The organism is Levilactobacillus fujinensis (assembly GCF_003946335.1).
Lineage (GTDB): Bacteria > Bacillota > Bacilli > Lactobacillales > Lactobacillaceae > Levilactobacillus > Levilactobacillus fujinensis.
Genome location: NZ_RHNX01000019.1, coordinates 1 through 20,018 on the forward strand (window position 1 = coordinate 1; position 20,018 = coordinate 20,018).

A 20,018-nucleotide genomic window follows, 5' to 3' on the forward strand; every position below is an offset into this window, starting at 1 on the left:
ATTGTAAGCGGACTTGGTTTGGTGTCCAAGTGCGATTAGCTGGCGACTAACTGTATTGGTTGAGACGTTGTATTGGGTGGCGATGCTGGACATTGTTCGATCTGAAGTTAACTGTTGAATGATACCATGTTGAATGTTTTGAGAGATTTGATGTTGCTTCTCCACAATTGGTGTTTGGGCAATCTGGGTGTGTCCACATGCCTTACACAAAAAACGTTGTTTACGTAAGATCAATAACGCCGTCCGTTCACTTATGTTAGGAATTCTAATGCTAGCGGTTTTACATCCGTTCTTAACGATTTCATGTTTGCCACAACGTGGGCAAACACTGATGGTATAGGAAAGATCGGCATAAATACGCAAAGCATCAGGCGAACTATCCTGGACTCTGAAATTAGTAATATTTTGGTCTTTAATCTGTAGGAGATTTCTTGTAAACTGTTCTTGGGACATATTGTCATTCTCACTTTCAATTAGTTTTGGTCGACGATGTTGATGTGGGGCAGTGTGCCCCTTTTATTATACAGAAAATGGCGTCGACAGATTTCTCTATCAACACCAAATATCATAGAACCGTTAAAATTGGGTAACGTCGTTCAGGCATCGCCTTGTTGGCCGGCAGAAATGGGTTTCTCGCGCGATTCAAAGCTGCGAATCGCACGTCTTCAAAGTTGACTAAGGTGTAGTCCGGGCAAGGCTCCTAACCCAAACCAGGACCACAGCTGGATTCGTCCCTAATCGTCATTAATTTTGCGATTCACAGACAGTACGATTTTTAGTTTAGGTATGATACAATGAAGCCGACTCATCCATTGGAGGGAATTATATTTATGGCAGATGAAAGTACCAATGACGAAGCAACCAATCCGTTGTTTTTCCGGCGAATTTTGATTACCATCGATGAAGATGACCGACCATCGACTAGTCGGGCGTTTCGTTTTGCACTGACTATGGCACGTGATTACCAGGCGCATCTGGGCATTGCGTCCGTCCTGGAAAGTGATGATATTAGTATCTATGAATCTTTAATGCCCACGAAATTAAATGAAAAGCGTGAACACTTACGGAACATTGTTCAGGAGTACGCTACGAAGGCTAAAGCCTTTGGTGTCGACGATGTTCGGTCCATTATTGCCGAAGGTGGCGATGTGGACGACGTGGTTTTACAGAAGATTATCCCGGATTTTCAACCGGACCTTGTAGTTTGTGGGGCCGATGTTGACTTCGCTAGCCATGGTCATCCCGGTGCCATCGGGTTACGCCTGGCTAAGAAGTCAGACGTTTCAGTTATTGTGATTCGTTAAACAAAAGGAGCCCTCGCGATTTAGGCGGGGGCCCTTTTGGTGTATAATATATCTTACTAAAATATTCACGGAAAGGGGAGAAGCTGACGATGCAAGCTGGTCTAATTCGAGGATTTTTATTTGATCTGCATGGCGTCATTGCGGACTCCTGGCAGTATCATTTGGCGTCTTGGCAAGCAATTGCGGTGGAGCTGAAGATTCCCTGGACGACAAAATTAACGCAGATGCTCCCCGGGATGAGTCGTCGCGATTCGCTAATAACGATTCTGGCTTCTGTGAACCGGCAAGCAGAGTTCGATGAGGACCAATTACTAGCCGTTACAGATCATGAAAATGAGCTTTACCGTCAGTTCGTCGCGCAAATGACGCCGGCGAACCGGTTGCCAGGCATCACGGCTTTTCTTGATGAGTTGCAGGTGGCCAACTATCCGTTGGCACTCGCCTCAGCTTCAACGAATGCGCCAGCCGAAATTGAAAGATTGGGATTGCGTCCGGTTTTCACTAAGATTGTTGCAGCGGCGGACCTGTCCGCCAGCAAACCAGCACCAGATGTGTATCTCGCAGCAGCTAAATTGATTGATCAATCCCCACAACGGTGTGTGGCCTTAGAGGATACCGTGACCGGCGTTCAAGCGGCCAAGGCCGCCGGGTGCCTGACGATTGGTATCAATGTCAAGCAGTTACCTGGTGCGGATGGCATGTTGTCAACGACCGCTGACCTCAGTCTTGCAGCCGTGCAGCGGGTACTCGGTCTGCCAACCGTTTGAGTAGAAACTGTTTGAGAACCACAGCTTGGTTGTGAGTCTCGTCCTTAGCGCCGTAGAGCAAGATAACGTCTTGGTCGGGTAATTGGCCCACCAGCAGGTCTAAGAAGTCTGAGAGGGCTGGATTAGCCTGTAATTCGTCCAAGTAGCGTTGCTGGAACTCAGGAAACTTTTCGGGTTCGTGGTTAAACCATTTTCGCAGGTCGGTCGTCGGACCGATTTCTTTTTCCCAAGTGGCGAGTTGCGCGTTTACTTTAGAAATGCCACGGGGCCACAGGCGGTCGACCAGGACACGATAACCAGTGAGATCAGCAGGTTTCGTGTAAATTCGTTCGCATTTAATTGCCATAAAAAATCATCTCCATGGGTTCATTTTAGCATAGCCGTTTGAGAGGAGGCGTTTTAATCATGCAGAATACGATCGGTGATTTCTATACGGGTCGGCCAACGGAACAAATTGCACGGGAGTTATTGGGGCACGAGTTGGTTTACACAACACCAGCGGGTATCATGAGCGGGTGGATCGTTGAAGCCGAAGCCTATCTCGGTGAACAGGATACGGCGGCACATGCATTCAATGGGCGCTATACGGCGGCTAACGCGGCGCTATATGATGCACCGGGCACAATTTATATTTACATTTTACGGGGCTACTATATGTTTGATGTGGCAACGCAACCTGAGGGAACGCCGCAAGGAATCTTGATTCGCGGCATCGAACCGCACCAGGGATTGGACCTGATGCAGCAAAATCGTGACAAGCCAGTTCCAGCTGTGACGAATGGGCCAGGAAAGCTGATGGCGGCGCTGGGCATTCAATCAAAGGATTTAAATCGAACCATGTTGGGAGCCAATCAATTGACGATTACAGCCGATGTGACCCGACAGCCCAAGCACATTGAAGCGACGTCGCGAGTGGGTGTGAGTGCCGGGAGTTGGCAGGATCGGCCCCTACGATACACGGTGACGGGTAATCCCTTTGTTTCTGGCAGTCGGAAGCGCGACTGGGATCGCGAAAGTCATGGCTGGCAGGACTAGTCGTCAGTCATTTGGATTGTTATAATAAGCGCATAACGTTTAAGGGATGGCTAATTTAAATGAATGTTGATATCTTTATCGAAACGCGAAAGCGACTCCATTTGTCGCAGGACCAGCTGGCCCGGGGAATCTGTACGCAGGCGACTTTAAGCAAATTCGAACGTAACGGCAAGGTGCCGTCATTAAAAATTTTACTACAACTCTGTGACCGGTTGGAACTGACCTTAAACGACCTCTTTCCATTGAATCATGATGAGGATTCTGTGCGCTCAAAGACGCTGGAACAGGCTGAGTTTCAACTGTTGCAAGGGGAGTATGACCAAGTTAAAGCTAGCTTGAAACAGCTGGGAGATCCGGCGAATGGGACGGTTAATTTTCAAATGCGGTTTTACTTTATTCGCGGCTATTTGACGGCACTCAACGGTGGGACGATTGCGGACGCCCTCTATGATTTTTCGCAAATTTTAAATCGTTTTGATGAGGGGCATCACTCGATGTACGCGACGTTAGCTTACACTGGGATGGGAATTGCTTACAGCAATCATGGTGACAACGACCGCGCGGCATTTTACTTCAACAAGGTTGCTGGTGAAGCACGCGAACTGAGTTTTAAGAATCGGCATAACATCTGGCGGGCCTTGAATGTGGTCTACTATACCGGTTGTTTCTATGGGAAAACCCATGATTTGGGCACCAGTAATGAGCTGCTGACGTACGGCGTTAAAATCTGTGCGCAGTACCACGTGACCTACTATCTAGCCCGAATTCTCTACCAACGGGCAATCAATCGCCGGGAACAGCACGCTGACCCCGTTGCTATTCGGCAGGATCTACAGGATGCGGCGGCCTTTGCGCGATTGAATGATAACCAGAAATTGTTGCAGCAGATTGCGCGTTTTTCTTTAGATTAATGGCAACACCCATGAATGGTTTGTGGAATGTTCGAATGGGAAAGGACGCGATTGAAGGCGCTTCGTTTGGGAGCACGATTGCGATTAAATTAGTGTAAATTGATTGCGCTTCGGTTGCCAGGAGTTTCGCCCGTTGTGAGAACGTTTCAGCCTGAGCTTCGAGCTTCTCGTTCAAATTGCGGTCAAAAAAACTAGAAAGCTTGCGGCCAGAGAAACCGGTCCAAGCTTTCTAGTTTTTGGTAAATCATTTAGAGGAGGGTGTCTTTATTAATTTTAAGCTAACAGCTGATTACCATTCGTAATCGGTTGGATCTTGTAACCCATTACCTGTGGCCTTATCCAACATAATTCTTTGTTCAAAGTGAGCAACGTTACGCTTAGTTTCTTTGACCATATCTGGATTAACAGAGACATAATCAATCCCACTTTGAATTAAGAAGTTAGTGAAGTCTGGGAATTCCGAAGGTGCTTGGCCACAGATTGAAACTGTCCGCCCGTCCTTGTGTGCTGTCTTGATCAAGTGACGAATAGCACGTTTAACGGCAAGATTACGCTCGTCAAACAATGGTGAAACAGTATCATTGTTCCGGTCACAACCAAGAAGCAACATGGTTAAGTCGTTGGAGCCAATTGAGTAGCCATCGACGAATTCATTGAATTTGTCAGCCAAGATAATATTCGAAGGAATTTCAGCCATCATGTAAACTTTGAAGTCTGCACTTCTGACTAATCCTTGGTTCTTCATGATTTCAGTGATCTTTTGAGCTTCTTCAACTTTACGAACGAATGGAATCATAACGTTTAAGTTCTTCAACCCAAAGTCGTTACGGACTTTCTTAACCGCTTCCAATTCAAGCTTGAAGGCCTCAATGTATTTAGGATCGTAGTAACGGGAAGCACCACGCCAACCTAACAAGTCAGCTGGTTCATGTGGTTCAAACTTTTCGCCACCCTTAAGGTTACGATATTCGCTTGACTTAAAGTCTGAAAGACGAAGAACAACAGGTCTTGGTGCCATCGCACGAGCAACTTTAGAAACACCTTCAGCCAACATGTCGACCACTTTTTCTGGATGGCCTTGTTCGATCAGGTATAGTGGGTGTTCGTGAATAAATGATGTCCAGATGAATTCTTCACGCATCAACCCAATTCCATCCGCTGGCAGGGTTGAATACTTATCAGCCAAATCGGGATCACCGAGGTTCATCATGACACCGGTTGCGGTTGGCGCAAATGTTTCTGCGGCAACGACTTGTCCGCCGGCTTGATTTGCCGAACCTGGTTTCTTAAGCAGCGCTTCAACTTTACCATTGTAGACAATACCGTTTTTGGCATCAACGGTTACGATATCGCCATCTTTCATGGCATCGGTTGCGGCGGTGCCTTTACTACCAGTACCAACGATACATGGAATCTGCATTTCACGAGATACAATGGCAGCGTGACAAGTCATACCACCGTTATTCGTAACGATTGCGGCAGCCTTCTTCATAGCTGGAACCCAGTCAGGGGAAGTCATTAACGTCACAAGGATTTCACCCTTCTTGAATTGATCAATATCCTTAGGATCGTCGATGACGTGAACGACACCACTAGCTACACCAGGACTTGCTGGTAAGCCACGGACAACAGCTTTAGCATCTGATTCTGCAACCACGTTATCATCTCCAGTATCAGTGTCTGAATCGGTTCCCTTTTTCTTTTGTGACCAGAATGTTTCTGGACGTGCTTGTACGATCCAAAGACGATTGGTGTTGACGTCCAGAGCATATTCCATATCCATATAGCAACCGTAATGCTCTTCGATCTTCTTAGCATAGCCGGCTAATTCAGTTACTTGTTCATCGGTAATCACTTGTTTGTCCTGTAACTCTTCAGGAACCGCTTTTTCTACAGTACCACCATCAGGGCCTCTCATTAACTGAATGGTTTGTTTAACAACATTCTTGTCGATAATCTTCAATGATTTCTTATCAATGACAAAGTGGTTGGGGGTGACTTTACCCAAGACAATATATTCACCCAAGCCACGAATGCCGTCGATAACAATCTTGGAATCATCACCGTTGGAAACATCAACTGAGAACATGATACCTGAGGCCTTTGAGAAGACCATCATTTGAACAGCCGCTGATAAGGCAACTTTTTCATATGGGAACTGTTGCTTGTAACGATAGTAGGTAGCACGGTCGGTGAACAGTGATGAGTAGCATCTTTGAACACGGTCAACTACATCATCTGCGCCTTTAATATTTAGATAGGATTCTTGCTGACCGGCAAATGATGCATCTGGCAGGTCCTCAGCGGTGGCGGAAGAACGAATCGCAACGAATGGATTCTCTTGCCCCATCTTTTTTGATAAATCTGCGTAGGCCTTCTTAATGTCCGCGGCCAAATCATTTGGCATCTTAGCGCCAACGATCAAATCCCGAATCTGTGTACATGCTTTGTGAAGCTCATCGGAATTCTCGTAGTCCTTGATGCCGTTAAGTAATGTGCTAACTTGGTCATTCAAGCCAGTTGCCTGCATGAAATACCGGTATGCACTTGCCGTAGTGGCAAACCCATAAGGGACTGGTAAATCCATTGAAGAAGTCATTTCTCCTAATGAAGAAGATTTACCACCAACCAGATTAACATCTTCACGATGCAATTCATTGAACCATAAAACGTTTGCTATGTCACGTGTACTCATAAAAATTGCCTCCTTTTACTTGCGAAAGAGAAGAACGAAAAAGTTATGATAGCGCTTTCAGCTATGGCTCAATTGTAAGCTACTTGTGAATAAAGTTCAATATTGTTTTTATAAAATTTGGATTAAAGATGATTCTAGAGTATTTTGTAAAGGCAGTCAGTGAGTTGCTAGGGTAGTGATGACGGCCCTTTAGCGTACGTTTTAATAAGATACTAAAGATTGAAAGCTAAGATGTTCACCTCATTCTTCTGACCGTAGGAATTGTCACCGTTAAATTAGGGACAATGGCCGTACTGCCGCTGCCAGGGATTCCGCCTACGGGGGATGCCGCCAGTCAAAGAACGGGCTTCCGGCTCGCCTGAAAGTCGCCAAGCCAAAGGAGTTCTCACGCCGCAACGTCATTGGTTGCGGAATGAGAACTCCTTTGGCTTAGCTCGTATTGGATTACTGATTAACCATGACAACTACTGTTTTAGTAAGGCTTCGTCCCGAAGTGTACAGCCGCTGCCCCCAGGTTGAACGGGGTATAGTGGACCTTGACTAAGCCAGCCTCACGAAACATCGCGGCCAGTTCATCGACCGACACAAAATGGTGTGTAGATTGCTGAAGGTAGTTGTAGGCTTGGTAATGATGTGCCACTACACGGCCCATTAAGGGGACTAAGTGGCCGAAGTATAGCTGCCAACCGGCATGCACGATGGGATTTGTTGGTTGCGACGTTTCCAAGCAGACCACTTGGCCGCCGGGTTTGACGACGCGCGTCATTTCTCGTAGAACTTGGTTGGCGTCAGGAACGTTGCGCAGGCCAAAGCCAATCGTTACCACGTTAAAGCTATTGTCTGGGTAGGGCAACTGCATAGCGTCTCCCTGACGTAGTGTGATGCGGTCCTCGCGTTTTGCTGCCCGTACTTTAGCTGTGGCCTGTGTTAACATGACTTCGCTAAAGTCCAGACCGACCACGTGACCCGCAGGACCAACGGCATTGGCCAAAGCTAACGTCCAATCGCCCGTGCCGCAACAGAGGTCCAGTGCGAAATCGCCAGGATTGATGGTCATTGCCTGCATCACGTTTTTTCGCCAGATGCGGTGGGTGCCCAAACTGATTACGCTATTCATTTGGTCATATTGGGGGGCAATATGGTCAAAAATCTGTTGCACCTTGTCCTCCGAGGTATGATTCGTCAGTGCCATGCCGTGAAGCCTCCTAGATTAGAGCAAGTATTTAGCGTCGATGTCGGGATCTTGTGACGTTAAGATCTTTGGACCGTCGTCGGTGATGACTAAGGTGTGTTCATATTGTGCAGACAGTGACCCATCAGCCGTGACGTAGTATTCCCAAGACTTGTCGTCGGTTTCCCGTGAAGCAATTTCCCAAGTACCCAGGTTGATCATGGGTTCGATGGTGATGGTCATGCCAGCGCGTAAACGCAAGCCACGACCCGCTTCGCCATAGTTAGGAACGTTAGGTTGTTCGTGCATGGTTGGTTGAATCCCATGACCAATCAATTCACGGACATCGCCCATGTGTTCTTGACCTTCTGTGTAGGCTTGGATGGCGTGGCCAATATCACCGATCCGGTTACCAACGACGGCTTGGTCGATTCCCAAGTAGAGGGACTTCTTGGTAACATCCATCAAGTGTTGCGCTTCTGGACTGATTTTACCAACGGCATAGTTCCAGCAAGAGTCACTTTCAAAACCGTCTAAGTTAACAGTCATGTCGACAGCGACAATGTCGCCTTCCTTTAGTAACAATTCCTTACGGGGAATGGCGTGGGCCACTTCATTGTTAACGCTGACACAAGTAGCGTATTTATAACCTTCAAAGCCCTTTTCGGATGGGGTAGCGCCATGTTCAGCAATATATTTATTGGCAAAGCGTTCGATTTCCCAAGTTGAGATTCCGGGTTTGATAATGTCCCGTAAGCCAACGTGCACACCGGCCAGAACGGCACCGGATGCAGCCATTTTTTCAATTTCACGATCTGATTTAAGTGTAATCAACGTGTTGCCTCCTCTAAAATTATCGTACTCTTCTAATTTACACCAATTCTGGCATTTCGGCGACTCGTGTCAGTTAAAAATGTTTAGTGAGGGCGTCTGCGGCAGTCAGATATTTTGTCCCGTGTTCTCATCTCGGCAAGACTCATCCGGACTAAGAACATCGACACTGGACGCCACACCAGACTGTCACCAACTTGGCCACCGAACATTTTTAGTTGGACTAACTCGTCATTTTTTTCAGCAGACTCGTCTCGTCGCCAATTGTAATAGAATAGGCCCCGTAGATTTGCTCCACAGCGCCCGAGTTGTTAAGCCTTCAGACTGGTGATTTTACCGTCATTGACTTGATCTAAGATTCGTTTGGCTTCGGTGATTCGTGCGTCACACAAGAAATGCATGGCGTTGTCCTTTTCTTCCTCGGCCCGATCCATTTGTTCCTTTAGAAAATTGATTTCATCCGTTAAATATGCGACTAAATCCATGTTTTACCCTCAATTCCTTGCGTAGTCCGCTGGAGTTGGTAAGGTTACCAACTGGCAATTAGTACCATTGTACCAGAGATTTACAGAGAAGTAACTTGATTGCATAAGGCGATAATGCCCCAATCATTTTACAGGACTTTCGAAAAGGACTAGAATAGATTCTAGTTAATAATGTTTCTAAAGTAGGCCTAAGGGAGTGGGAGTTACATGCAAGAAGCAATTGATTTAAATGGGCGGCCATACAGTCACCTTGGCTTTATTTGGACGTTACTAGCCGGGACCTTTACCATGTCGATCAGTCAATCGGCACTGTCGACGGCGTACCCGACTTTGATGCACTATTTCAATATTCCTGCATCGACCGTTCAGTGGTTGACGACGGGATTCATGTTGGTCATGGTGGTTATGATGCCAGTCAGTCCCTGGCTGCTGAACAACATACGCTTTCCGGTATTATTTATCAGTGTGCTTGCATTATTTGATGTTGGGACTTTCATTATTTACTTGGCGACTAGCTTTCCCCTGATGATGTTGGGGCGAGTCATGGAAGCCATGGCAGTCGGGATCATGTTTCCTTCTTATCAAACGGTTATGCTGCGGATCACGCCAGAAGCACAGCGGGGCAGTGTGATGGGTTTTGCTGGCTTAGTTATGGGATCGGCGTTAGCAGTCGGTCCGATTATTTCTGGAATTGTTTTAAAATACACCACATGGCAGGGTCTGTTCGTGGTCTTCATGCTGATCATTACGGTTGTCTTCTTCATTTCATTGAAGACGATTAAGGACGTGATGCCGCAACACAAGGCACATTTGGATTACTGGTCCGTCTTCAGTAGTTTAGGCTTCATCGGCATTCTGTACGTGGTCAATCAAATTGGTAAGGCAGCGGTCAACTGGGGTGCCATGGGTGGCCTATTGGTCGTTAGCCTGCTAGCGGTAGTCTTCTTCGTTTGGCGACAGTTCCAAGTGGATGCGCCACTATTGGACTTGCGAGTCTTGAAGACGTTTAACTTCGATTTGGCCGTCTTGTTGACCGGGACATCGTATATTGCCCTGATAGTTGTCACAATTGTTTTTCCACTTTACTATCAAGAAGTCCTGGGCATCTCACCATTTGCTTCCGGCATGGCGCTGGTTCCCGGTGCGGTATTCTTGAGCCTGTTGAACCCATTGACGGGAAAGTTGGCCGATAAAATTGGGTTCAAGGCGACCATGTTGACGGGGATGTCGATGATCGTAGTCGGTTGGTTGTGGTTGACGGTGGTTAGCGGCAAGCAGTCCTTGATCGCTATGATTCTGATTGCGGCTTTGATTGAAGGGGGCAATGCCTTTGTCATGATGCCTGCCGTCACGTTAGGAGCTAACTCGCTACCCGATCAACTGATCTCGCACGGCACGGCGGTCATTACAACCGTGCGCCAAATTTTGGGGTCAACCGGGGTTGCGGTGGCAACACTAATTTTAGCCGCCGTTACGGCTAGCCATGTGAAGGTGGAGTCTACAGCGATGGCGAATCTAGCTGGTTACCGAGCGGTCTTTGCAACGTTTTTGGCAGTGGCGGTAGTGGGGTGGATCTTTGCCGCGCTTCTCCGCGATGGTCGCAAGACCAAGGTTTAGTCGGTTACGTCTTCTGGGGCGTCTTCGGTGTGTGATCGGCGACCTGAGAAACGTCTGATTTTTATCATTTTCAGGTGAGCCGGAAGTCCGTCCTTTGGCTGAAGGCGTTTTTCGCAGCAAGCAGAATCCCTGGCAGTCGGAGGATGACCACTTTTACTAATTTCGGGGTGATAATTTCTGCTGTCACAAAGGAAACGTGAATAAGTTAGTGTTCTTTAGTCACAGAACAAAAGGGATCCGTTTAACCGTCAATTATTTGACAGCTAAACGGGTCCCCTTTGGGTTAATCAACGCGCTCAAATACTTCGCAGAGGCAAGGAATCTGTTCGTTAAATTCACGACCCATCTGCTGATAAAAAGATTTAAAAACCTTGCGATGGACGTCCCGCCAGTAAGCAAGGGTGCGATCACCTTCGCCTTCGTGGTAAGCATGTTCGGTTGAGACTAGGTCGAAAGGAACCGTCTCCACCACCTTGGTCTGTGTGACACAGACGGGCTGGTCCTGACCGTCCAAAACAATACTGTATTCGCCAACTTGAGGTCGAGCATCGTTTACATCGTAGAGGTCTAGGGCAGAAGTGGTGGCCGTCTTACGACCGATTTTGACCAGATGAGCAAGTGTATCAGCGTCAAAAAAAGCATAGGCGTCATACATATTGGTGGTTACATCGGGATGAGTCGCCTTAAACTGCTGCCAAAATTCTTCAACTGTCATGTGAGTTTCCTCCTTGAGTTGCTATATTGTGTTCAACCTTACGCTAACTAGAGGTGGAAAACCAGCCACAAAAAATACCAACTGGCCCACATGAGGCGAATTGGCATTTTGAATGCTAGTGGGTTTTCTAAGGGCTGAAAACCCACTAGCACAACTTGAGACTTTGAAAATGCTGAGCTTACAAGCTTGGCTGGTGACTAAGGCAATAGGGAAGTCACCCACCGACTGCGTAGAAACGACGCGTCTGAACCCCTATCTATCGACCTCTCGGCGCACTTGATTCTGCTTAGTGGGTTTCCGCAAAACCGCGGCGGCCACCTGGCTTTGGAATCTGGTTTTGCATCATGACGCTGAAGCCACCGTCAATGGCGATGCCGGCCGCGTTGATGTAGCTGGAGCGGTCGCTGGCTAGGAAGAGGATGGCATTGGCGATATCGTCGGTCGTCCCAATACGCTTGCTGGCAGTCAATTGTTTACGACCGGTCTCAACTTTCGGGTCGGCGTAAAAGGCAGCTGACATTGGCGTTTTGACCAGGCAAGGCTCGAGGACGTTGCTCCGGATGCCGAACATGCCCCATTCTGCAGCAACCTGCTTGGATAGCATGTTGACGCCGGCTTTGCTGGTACTGTACGCGCCACTGTAAGTTTCGGGGATGTCACTAGCCACTGTGGAAATGTGAACGAAGGTGCCGTGTTTCTGTTCGATCATGAGTTTACCAAATTCGTGGGTGACCAAGTAGTAGCCGTTTAAGTTAACGTCCAAGACCTGTTTCCAAGTGGCGTAGTCGAGATCTTCCAGGGGATCAAATTTCAAAATTCCGGCAGTATTAATGACCACGTCGACGTGACCAAAGGTGTCTTTCACTTGGTCGACGGCGCGCTGAACGCTGGTTTCCTTGGTCACATCACAGTTGACGGCGAGCCCGGCAATATGGTCATCATTGATCAATTTGGTGACCAGTTCAGCCGTCTTCGTTTGGTCCATATCGAGAGCAACCACGGTGGCTTTTTGTTCGGCCAATGCTTCACAGATCTTGGTACCCATGCCGCCTACCGCACCGGTGACGACGCAAACTTTATCTTCTAGTCCTAACCATTCTGTCATTGTGAATTCCTCCTAAAGGTTTAATTGTTTGAGCGGCATGTCTTTTCCGGTCCACAACTTAAAGGCTGCGGCACCTTGGTTAAGCAACATGCCTTGACCGTTGATGACATGGGCGACGTTGGCTTGTTGCGCAACGCCCATGAGTTTAGTCACAGTTGGTGCGTAGACGGTGTCGAAGACCGTCATATCCGGGTGAAACCAGGTTGGGTCTTCTACCAGGGCCTTATCGATCAGGTTGCCCATCCCCAGACCAGTGGCGTCGGTGTAAATATCGCTTTCACCAATAGACTGTTTGAATTGGTCACGGTCTTCTAACGGATAAAAGGTGGCGTGGCAGTTGGTCTGCTGGTTGATGACCTGGACGATATGCTTAGCGTTCTTAACGGATGGATCGTTGATGTTAAAGACGTTGAGTGTCTTTAGTCCGGAAAGGGCGGCTTGAATCGCGATTGGCGTCCCAGCACCGCCGACACCAGCCAGTGTCATGGTTTGTCCAGTCAGGCTGACGCTATCATCTTTCAATGATTCGACGAAACCAATGCCATCGGTGGTGTAGCCGGTCAGTTCGCCATTGTGATTGACCACGGTGTTGACGGCGCCAACGAGTTCAGCCGTCTTGTCAAGATGGTCTAACAATGGGATCACGGCTTGCTTAAAGGGCATGGAGACACTGGCACCAAGCATTTTAAATGCACGCATGGCGTTGATGGCATCCGGCAGCTGATCGGGGTCCACGTCGAAGGCCAAGAAACGTGCGTTAATGTCGGTCTTGGCAAACGCCGCGTTGTGCATGGCCGGTGACTTGGAGTGACCCGCAGGATGTGCGATCAAGCCAACTAAACGCGTATGTCCATCAATTTCCATAATAATGACCTCCAAATTAGTTTTTCTTGTGTAAAAATTGCATTGTTGTGCTAGGTCGTCTAGCTCTAGTCTCAGTATCGGTGTTACAACAGCCACAATAGGTGGTTTGAAACTTTCAATCCTTAGTTAAGGTAAGCTAGTTGGTTTCAGGAACAGTGTGTTTCCCGATGCCTTGGTGAATCAGGTACAGGTCGATCAGAATACCGACGATCGCGACACCAATGGCTACCAAGTAAGAGCCATAGTAGGCGTGGGTCCCGGCAGATTGACTCATGGATAGTGTTGCGATTTGTGGTCCGATCAAGGCCCCAATCGCGTAGCCGAAGAACATGATGCCGTAGTTGGTTCCGGAGAACCTTTGGCCGAACGTCTTACCCGTTAAGGTTGGGAAGACGACCAACACACCGCCAAATGAAGCGCCGAGGATGATTAAGAAGAGCGTGAAGACGGCGACATTTTCGGCAAAGCGTAAGCCCGCCAGACCAATGATGGTGAGGCAGAGAATGATGAGTAACGTCGGGGTCTCTCCCAGCTTATCAACGGCGCGACCCGTGATCATCCGACCAAAGAAGTTGGCTAAGGTGTTGACCACGACAAAGTTTGCGGCCACGATGGGCGTCAATTGCAGTTGAACTTGTGCGATGGAGGACAGCGACCCAATCAACATGATGCCGGCTGTGCAGGCAATTGCGAAAAGTAAGAGCAACAGCCAGAAATTGAGGGAGCCCATCATTTCCTTAGGCGATTTTCCGGTTGCTGCAGGTGCTGGATGATTCTGGGCCGCTGCAGGCGTTTCCGGTGAAGCCATCAGCCAACCGACCAACCAGATCAAGGCTAGGTAGGCAATACCAATTGGCATCAGCCCATTGGCGCCCATCGTAGCACATAGCCAAGCACCAGCCTTGGCTAAGACCAGCGGCCCGAGAGAAGCGGCTCCAAGGAGCAAGCCGGAAATCGTTCCGCGCTTTTCTGGGAACCATTTTAACGTGGTCAGTAGGGAAGGGTTGTACAACAGTCCATTTCCACTACCAGCTAAAATCCCAATGGAGAAATACAGGAACCAAATGTTGTGGGCGAAGGCCCCTAAGAACCAGCCGAGACCGAAGATAAAGCCACCGACATACATTAACTTTTTGGGTGAGGAATGGTCGATGATTCGACCGGAAATAATGCCAAATGCGGCCATAAAGAATTGATAGATGGTCAGGGTCAAGGCGACCTGAGAGGCCGTAGCGCTGGTTGCTTTGACCAAGGTGTCGGCAAAAACGGAGAAGGCTGCCGAAGCCGAACAACAGAAGATGATGATGAAGGCCGCCGTGAAGATGAGCCGTCGGTGACCAGAAATATGTGTCGTTTGCGTAGCATCCATGCTAAAACACCGCCTTAAGTAGAATTTGAAAGCAAGTGAATAACTGAGCTTGAATTTAGAAGCGCTTCCTTACGCCTTTTATGGTAGGCTGGAATCAAGGGAAATACCAATACCGATTCGTGAGCAATCCATAGTCTGAGGCTATGGATTGTGAAGCGAAGAACAGAGGGATACAGATGAATTTAAACCAATTACGTTACTTTGCGTGCATTGGCCGCTTAGAGAACTATACACAGGCGGCCCAAGAGCTACACGTAAGTCAGCCGAGTTTAACCAACGCTATTCATCGTTTGGAAGGGGAGCTCCAATTAACATTATTTGTCAAGCAGGGCCGTAACATTGTGCTAACTGACACAGGCAGTCAGCTCCTGAAGGTCGTGCAAAAAAGTTTACGGATACTGGACGATGGTGTGGCTGCCGTGATTGCAGAGAATTCACAACAGCCAATTACCATTCGAGTTGGTTGTATTCCGACCGTTATTGGGACATATTTACCGAAGATTCTGCACCAATTCGAACAGGAACACACGCGCCAAGTGAGTTTTGAGCTACACAGTGTGACGACCGAACGGATTCAGGCAGGACTGGCGGCCAAGACATTTGATTTGGGAATCGCAGCTGTGGACGGTCGGAAACCAGGATACTTGTACCACCCCTTGCTCAAACAACCATTCATCGTTATCGTGGCCCCCGACCACCTGTTGGCTAAGCGCCACCAATTACAGCTGACCGACCTGTTGGGGCAGCAGGTCTTGACTTATACGCCAGAACTATTGATTGGGCAAAAGGTCCAGCGAACGTTAAAGCGCCAAGGCGTGGCTGACAAGCTCGATCTGACGGCCGCCTATCCTGATGAAATCTCAATTGCGGGGATGGTTCAAGCCTCTTCAGCAGTGGGATTGGTAGCGGATACGCTGTACTTGGAAGCCTTTAATTTAGTAAAAATTCCGGTGGCTGCACCGGAGGACTTGCGGGTCATTTACGCCATGTATCAGGCAGACAACCCGCAGCACGAATACCTTCGTCAGTTATTTCACCTGTTCAGCCAGCAGGAAAAGTAAGAAGTTGCTTCCCACCAGCTCCTAAGTACGCTAAAATAGCGGATAAGTTACCTGAAGTTGAAAGCGCTCAACCACCCATCATGACCGTTGTCACAACGATCCCGAGACTAAAATTAGACAGCTTAGTACCAGCTGCCAGTTGTGGTAGGAAAGGTGCGAACACAACTTGAGACCTCGGAAATTCCGAATCTTTAAACTTGATTTTCTATTCAACCAGCCGGGAATCCACGTACTGGTATCGAGATTCAGTAGCTGCCACCACCAATTTTGAAATTGATTTTTGAACCAAACAAATTTGAAAGGGGTTTTCCCATGCAAACACCAGCACCAATCGACTTGGCTTCTTTTTATGCCAACCCGGACCGTAGCGTCGCCGTTTTGAACTATAATGAACACTTTATGACGAGTATTTTTGATCTGGTCAACAGCGATGAGTTGGCGCGGTTCGTTCAGCTCTTCTTGACTGAGCAGCGCGCCAAGACGCCGGCCGATGCCGATCCAGCAACGACCTTTAATCTGGTCACCCCGGCAGAGTATTTAACGACCATCAAAGCCGTTTTGACTGACCGGACAGACGCGTACGAGCAATTTCAGCCAGTGGAGATTTTAGCAAGCATTGAGGATCTTTATTCCTATTATCGGACCTATTTACGGGTCGCCACGATGACTATTAAGCAAAATGACGTAATGGCGAGCGAATTTATGATGATTGATCAACAATTTAACGACTTAGTCATTCGGCTGTACCGGACGATCGAAGAAAAATTACAGGGGCACGCCAACCACGTTTATCGACAAGTCAACGCTGGCTCCACGGCCTGTGTCTTGCTACAAAAGGTCGCTTGGCCAGTGCCTGCCGGGTATGAAGCACTGAAAAATATTCGTTTCATAAGTCGCCTGATGTTGCGGCCACCAATGATGTTGCACACCAAGAGTAACAAGCGAAAGGGGCATTTCACGGCAACGGCAGTCAATCCAATTGAAAACTTCACGGGTACCAATGACGACTGGTACTGCTACCCGGCCTTGATTGGGGAAAGTTTGGCCTATATTTACTTCCATCGCGACTATTTGGCATCCGGATTGGCCCTCGCCAACCTATTCCAATTGGCCGACCGCGACCAAATTGTGGGAAAGAAGCCTGACCTGGTCCTGCTGTTTGGGACACCGGGAGTTGCTGGCGATGACCAACCTGAAAATGGTCACTACTTCTATGACGAACAGAATCAACTGTATGTCGGTCAGGTACCGTACAATGATCAGACGACCTACTTTGGCTACATGAAGAAGATGTGTCTGACGTTACACAACCTGCACATGATTGCCGAGAAGCGGCTGCCAATTCACGGTTCGATGGTCAAAATTACGTTTACGAATGGTCAGACCAAGACCGTTGTATTCTTTGGTGATTCCGGTGCTGGTAAATCTGAATCCATCGAGGCCTTACAAACGGTGGCCGACGAGCAAATTGCCAACATCGAAACCATCTTTGATGACATGGGCAGCTTTACCCTGGCCGATGGCAAATTATATGCGCAGGGAACCGAGACTGGGGCCTTTGTCCGCCTCGATGACCTGAGCAGTGAAGTGGCCTTTAACAACATGGACCGTGGTATTTACATGAATCCCGAGCAGCAGAACGCGCGGGTCATCATTCCGGCCAACACCTGGCCACGGGTCGTGGCCCATCACGAGATCGATATGTGGGTCTACGCGAACAACTACGATGATGCGGTCGGCGTGCACCGGTTCGCGGACCAGCAGTCAGCGGAAGCTACCTTTGTTGCGGGCAAACGTAAGGCACTGGGGACTACTGATGAAGTAGGAATGAGTACCACATTCTTTGCCAATCCGTTTGGCCCAGTTCAAGAACAAGCCGCAACGCAACCAATTATTGACGCCGTCTTTGACCGTTTATTCAAAGACAACGTTTATGTCGGCGAAATCTACACGCACCTCGGCAACGACAAATCCCAAGATAAGTTGAATGCGTCGGCTCGGGAGTTGTTGGTGGAACTGTTGGCGCTGTAAAACAAAGCCTGTAGATTTATAGCGAACTGAGATTGAAAGTTTTGACTGTTGTCATAACGATGCGGAGATTAAAATTGGGTAATGACGTTCAGTCAGCGTTTTACCGGTTATTTAGTAGTTGGTCCGAGGCAAACACGTGCTTGCGGTCTATACGATTGGCTAATGTCGCTTTTTTAATGATATTTTGTTGTCAGATTAAAGCGCAGTGATATCCTATAATCGAACGAAAAAAACGTAGATACTATCTGTTAGAAATCAGATAATGTCTACGTTTTTATATATAATCTTAGTTAAACTGCGCGAGGAGGGCAGCCATGAAGGCTTGTGCATCCCCCACGTAGCCATAATCCGCTACGTCGAAGATTGGCGCGTGGGGATCGGCGTTAACGGCCACGATGGTCTGTGAGTCCTGCATGCCAACCAAATACTGGACGGCGCCACTGATGCCGAAGTTTAAAATCAGCTCGGGATGAATCGTGTTGCCACTCTGACCAATCTGGTCGTCGTGGGTGAAACGGTCCTGGTCGGTCAATGGCCGTGAGACCCCGATGCGACCGCCAAGCTTTTCGGCTAATTTAGTGGCGGTATCAATGCTAGCATCGCTGGCAGCGCCCCGACCTAGGGCGACAACGCGGCTGGCATCACCGACCGTGGTGGCCGTGTTAACAACCGGTCGCGCCGTCGTCACCTTGAGCCGATCGACGGGGTGGAAAGTGACCGTAGTCGTTGTGATGGTGGCATCACCGGTCGCTGGCGTGGCAACAAAGGTATTGGGCCGTACGCTTGCCATTTGTGGCCGGTGGTCTGGGCAAATGATTTCGCACATAATGTTGTCGCCGTAAGAGGGCTTGGTGGCGACCAAGGTTTCATCGTCGAAACGCAGGTCCAGACAGTCGGCGGTCAAGCCGGTTTGTAGCTTGGCTTGGAGTCGCGGGGCGATAGAACGGCCAGTGATGGTTGCACCAAATAAAATCGAGTTGGGCTGGTAAGCGTCTACCAGTTGTTTCAGGGCGTCGGCATGTTCGGCGTCGGTTGCCGTTGGAAAGCGGTCGTCACGGACGATGCGAATCTCGTCGGGGCCGTAAGCCGTGAGTTCGTTTTCCAAATGATCGGTCGTGGCTTCCAACAAAATTGTCACGACTTTAAATTGGTTACTGGCTAGGCTTTTGGCTTTTGTAATTAATTGTTGGGTCGTGGGTTCAACGTGGTCTAAGCGGCGTTCCGCAATGACCCAAAGTTCTGGTTTTGACATGGCAGATTCCTCCTTAGATGAGTTGACGGTGCTTCAGGGCCTTGATCAACTGACTGGCAGCTTCGGTTGGCGTTCCGGTCAGCGGTGTCAGTTCCCTTTTAACGGGTTCTGGCGCATAGACCTTAGTCACAATGGTTGGTGATCCGGCTTGGCCTAAACGAGAATCGTCGAGGTCAAGGTCGTCGTGATGCCAAACAGTCAGGGGTTTGGCAAAGCTCAACTGAATGTTACGTGGCGTTGGGTAGCGAGGCGTGTTTAATTCACTGCGAACACTGACTACGGCGGGCAAGGTCGCCACGAGCGTCTGCTTGGTGTCTTCCAGTAGCCGTTCGGCCGTGACTTCGTTCGGACCACTTAGGCGTAAGCTAGCGGCGTAAGTGATCTGTGGCTGGTGTAAGAATTCGGCGACGATGGGACCGACCTGACCCGTATCGGCATCGACGGCTTGACGACCAAATAAAACCAGGTCGACGGCTCCGATTTGCTTAACGGCTTGCGCAATCACGTAACCGGTCGCTAAGGTGTCGGCACCGGCAAATGCGCGGTCGGACAACAAGACACCGGCGTCGGCGCCCATCGCCATGCCCTCGCGCAGGGATTCTGCGTAGTCGTCGGGTCCCATGCTAAGGAGCACGACTTCGGCATCGTTGTTGGCGTCCTTCAATTGGAGGGCCTGTTCAACGGCATTTTTATCAAATGGATTCATGACCCCCGCCAGGCCACGGCGGTCCAGATTATGGGTGACCGGGTCGATGGTGACATCGTTTGTTTCGGGAACTTGTTTGATACAAACCACGATTTTCAT

19 protein-coding genes are annotated in these 20,018 nt (G+C 48.8%); 7 read left to right on the forward strand and 12 right to left on the reverse strand.

The window, feature by feature from the left end; translation table 11 throughout:
* Window positions 1-453: transposase family protein (locus EKM89_RS07945; RefSeq protein ID WP_164510547.1), on the reverse strand; the 453-nt coding region annotated here is incomplete at its 3' end.
* Between the two features lie 377 nt (window positions 454-830).
* Here EKM89_RS07945 and EKM89_RS07950 point away from each other — a divergent pair.
* Window positions 831-1,304, forward strand: coding sequence for a universal stress protein (locus EKM89_RS07950; protein WP_125687400.1), 474 nt, complete (start codon window positions 831-833; stop codon window positions 1,302-1,304).
* Between the two features lie 89 nt (window positions 1,305-1,393).
* Complete coding sequence (locus EKM89_RS07955; protein WP_125687402.1) at window positions 1,394-2,071, forward strand: HAD-IA family hydrolase; 678 nt, start codon at window positions 1,394-1,396, stop codon at window positions 2,069-2,071.
* Here the strand turns inward: EKM89_RS07955 and EKM89_RS07960 are convergent.
* Window positions 2,025-2,417, reverse strand: coding sequence for a DUF488 domain-containing protein (locus tag EKM89_RS07960; protein WP_125687404.1), 393 nt, complete (start codon window positions 2,415-2,417; stop codon window positions 2,025-2,027). The two genes, EKM89_RS07955 and EKM89_RS07960, sit on opposite strands and share 47 nt — an antisense overlap.
* A gap of 59 nt (window positions 2,418-2,476) precedes the next feature.
* Here EKM89_RS07960 and EKM89_RS07965 point away from each other — a divergent pair, with 59 nt between their 5' ends.
* Both EKM89_RS07965 and EKM89_RS07970 read left to right on the forward strand, forming a co-directional pair.
* Window positions 2,477-3,106 carry a DNA-3-methyladenine glycosylase gene (locus tag EKM89_RS07965; RefSeq protein WP_125687406.1) on the forward strand — a complete coding sequence of 210 codons (630 nt, stop codon included), beginning with the start codon at window positions 2,477-2,479 and terminating at the stop codon, window positions 3,104-3,106.
* Between the two features lie 59 nt (window positions 3,107-3,165).
* Window positions 3,166-4,017, forward strand: a complete 852-nt coding sequence (locus tag EKM89_RS07970; RefSeq protein ID WP_125687408.1) for a helix-turn-helix transcriptional regulator — start codon at window positions 3,166-3,168, stop codon at window positions 4,015-4,017.
* A 289-nt stretch (window positions 4,018-4,306) separates the two neighbouring features.
* Here the strand turns inward: EKM89_RS07970 and ppsA are convergent, their stop codons facing one another.
* From ppsA to EKM89_RS14080, 4 genes are all read right to left on the reverse strand, one after another.
* Window positions 4,307-6,712: a phosphoenolpyruvate synthase gene (gene ppsA, locus EKM89_RS07975; RefSeq protein ID WP_125687410.1), complete on the reverse strand. Its 2,406-nt coding sequence runs from the start codon at window positions 6,710-6,712 to the stop codon at window positions 4,307-4,309.
* A gap of 472 nt (window positions 6,713-7,184) precedes the next feature.
* Entirely contained in the window at window positions 7,185-7,904 is a 720-nt protein-coding gene (locus EKM89_RS07980; RefSeq protein WP_125687412.1) for a demethylmenaquinone methyltransferase, read from the reverse strand.
* Window positions 7,905-7,922: 18 nt separating this feature from the next.
* Complete coding sequence (map, locus tag EKM89_RS07985; protein WP_125687414.1) at window positions 7,923-8,717, reverse strand: type I methionyl aminopeptidase; 795 nt, start codon at window positions 8,715-8,717, stop codon at window positions 7,923-7,925.
* A gap of 308 nt (window positions 8,718-9,025) precedes the next feature.
* Complete coding sequence (locus EKM89_RS14080; protein ID WP_164510548.1) at window positions 9,026-9,199, reverse strand: hypothetical protein; 174 nt, start codon at window positions 9,197-9,199, stop codon at window positions 9,026-9,028.
* Between the two features lie 207 nt (window positions 9,200-9,406).
* On the opposite strand from EKM89_RS14080, the gene EKM89_RS07990 reads away from it, so the two are divergent.
* Complete coding sequence (locus tag EKM89_RS07990; RefSeq protein ID WP_125687416.1) at window positions 9,407-10,816, forward strand: MFS transporter; 1,410 nt, start codon at window positions 9,407-9,409, stop codon at window positions 10,814-10,816.
* 283 nt (window positions 10,817-11,099) lie between these two features.
* Here EKM89_RS07990 and EKM89_RS07995 read toward each other — a convergent pair whose 3' ends face one another.
* The 4 genes from EKM89_RS07995 to EKM89_RS08010 form a co-directional block, all read right to left on the reverse strand.
* The gene (locus EKM89_RS07995; protein WP_125687418.1) at window positions 11,100-11,531 is read right to left on the reverse strand and encodes an ASCH domain-containing protein; all 432 of its coding nucleotides are present in this window, start codon (window positions 11,529-11,531) and stop codon (window positions 11,100-11,102) included.
* A gap of 286 nt (window positions 11,532-11,817) precedes the next feature.
* Window positions 11,818-12,636, reverse strand: coding sequence for an SDR family NAD(P)-dependent oxidoreductase (locus EKM89_RS08000; protein ID WP_125687420.1), 819 nt, complete (start codon window positions 12,634-12,636; stop codon window positions 11,818-11,820).
* A gap of 12 nt (window positions 12,637-12,648) precedes the next feature.
* Window positions 12,649-13,500, reverse strand: a complete 852-nt coding sequence (locus EKM89_RS08005) for a quinate/shikimate dehydrogenase (protein WP_125687422.1) — start codon at window positions 13,498-13,500, stop codon at window positions 12,649-12,651.
* A 136-nt stretch (window positions 13,501-13,636) separates the two neighbouring features.
* Window positions 13,637-14,869 carry an MFS transporter gene (locus EKM89_RS08010; RefSeq protein ID WP_125687424.1) on the reverse strand — a complete coding sequence of 411 codons (1,233 nt, stop codon included), beginning with the start codon at window positions 14,867-14,869 and terminating at the stop codon, window positions 13,637-13,639.
* 176 nt (window positions 14,870-15,045) lie between these two features.
* Between EKM89_RS08010 and EKM89_RS08015 the strand changes: the two genes are divergently transcribed.
* The gene (locus EKM89_RS08015) at window positions 15,046-15,930 is read left to right on the forward strand and encodes a LysR family transcriptional regulator (RefSeq protein WP_164510549.1); all 885 of its coding nucleotides are present in this window, start codon (window positions 15,046-15,048) and stop codon (window positions 15,928-15,930) included.
* A gap of 312 nt (window positions 15,931-16,242) precedes the next feature.
* Window positions 16,243-17,961: a phosphoenolpyruvate carboxykinase gene (locus EKM89_RS08020; protein ID WP_125687428.1), complete on the forward strand. Its 1,719-nt coding sequence runs from the start codon at window positions 16,243-16,245 to the stop codon at window positions 17,959-17,961.
* Window positions 17,962-18,247: 286 nt separating this feature from the next.
* Here EKM89_RS08020 and EKM89_RS08025 read toward each other — a convergent pair whose 3' ends face one another.
* Window positions 18,248-19,213, reverse strand: a complete 966-nt coding sequence (locus EKM89_RS08025; protein ID WP_125687430.1) for an electron transfer flavoprotein subunit alpha/FixB family protein — start codon at window positions 19,211-19,213, stop codon at window positions 18,248-18,250.
* A 13-nt stretch (window positions 19,214-19,226) separates the two neighbouring features.
* On the reverse strand, window positions 19,227-20,018 hold the full coding sequence (locus tag EKM89_RS08030; RefSeq protein WP_125687432.1) for an electron transfer flavoprotein subunit beta/FixA family protein: 792 nt from the start codon (window positions 20,016-20,018) through the stop codon (window positions 19,227-19,229).

Bases quoted from the DNA above. Each gene is read 5' to 3' on its own strand.
- EKM89_RS07970 (WP_125687408.1), top strand. From the start codon at position 3,166: ATGAATGTTGATATCTTTATCGAAACGCGAAAGCGACTCCATTTGTCG.
- EKM89_RS07995 (WP_125687418.1), bottom strand. From the start codon at position 11,531: ATGACAGTTGAAGAATTTTGGCAGCAGTTTAAGGCGACTCATCCCGAT.
- EKM89_RS07960 (WP_125687404.1), bottom strand. From the start codon at position 2,417: ATGGCAATTAAATGCGAACGAATTTACACGAAACCTGCTGATCTCACT.
- ppsA (WP_125687410.1), bottom strand. From the start codon at position 6,712: ATGAGTACACGTGACATAGCAAACGTTTTATGGTTCAATGAATTGCAT.
- EKM89_RS08000 (WP_125687420.1), bottom strand. From the start codon at position 12,636: ATGACAGAATGGTTAGGACTAGAAGATAAAGTTTGCGTCGTCACCGGT.
- EKM89_RS08020 (WP_125687428.1), top strand. From the start codon at position 16,243: ATGCAAACACCAGCACCAATCGACTTGGCTTCTTTTTATGCCAACCCG.
- EKM89_RS08025 (WP_125687430.1), bottom strand. From the start codon at position 19,213: ATGTCAAAACCAGAACTTTGGGTCATTGCGGAACGCCGCTTAGACCAC.
- EKM89_RS07965 (WP_125687406.1), top strand. From the start codon at position 2,477: ATGCAGAATACGATCGGTGATTTCTATACGGGTCGGCCAACGGAACAA.
- EKM89_RS07950 (WP_125687400.1), top strand. From the start codon at position 831: ATGGCAGATGAAAGTACCAATGACGAAGCAACCAATCCGTTGTTTTTC.
- EKM89_RS07980 (WP_125687412.1), bottom strand. From the start codon at position 7,904: ATGGCACTGACGAATCATACCTCGGAGGACAAGGTGCAACAGATTTTT.
- EKM89_RS08030 (WP_125687432.1), bottom strand. From the start codon at position 20,018: ATGAAAATCGTGGTTTGTATCAAACAAGTTCCCGAAACAAACGATGTC.
- EKM89_RS08005 (WP_125687422.1), bottom strand. From the start codon at position 13,500: ATGGAAATTGATGGACATACGCGTTTAGTTGGCTTGATCGCACATCCT.
- EKM89_RS08010 (WP_125687424.1), bottom strand. From the start codon at position 14,869: ATGGATGCTACGCAAACGACACATATTTCTGGTCACCGACGGCTCATC.
- EKM89_RS07955 (WP_125687402.1), top strand. From the start codon at position 1,394: ATGCAAGCTGGTCTAATTCGAGGATTTTTATTTGATCTGCATGGCGTC.
- EKM89_RS07990 (WP_125687416.1), top strand. From the start codon at position 9,407: ATGCAAGAAGCAATTGATTTAAATGGGCGGCCATACAGTCACCTTGGC.
- EKM89_RS08015 (WP_164510549.1), top strand. From the start codon at position 15,046: ATGAATTTAAACCAATTACGTTACTTTGCGTGCATTGGCCGCTTAGAG.
- EKM89_RS14080 (WP_164510548.1), bottom strand. From the start codon at position 9,199: ATGGATTTAGTCGCATATTTAACGGATGAAATCAATTTTCTAAAGGAA.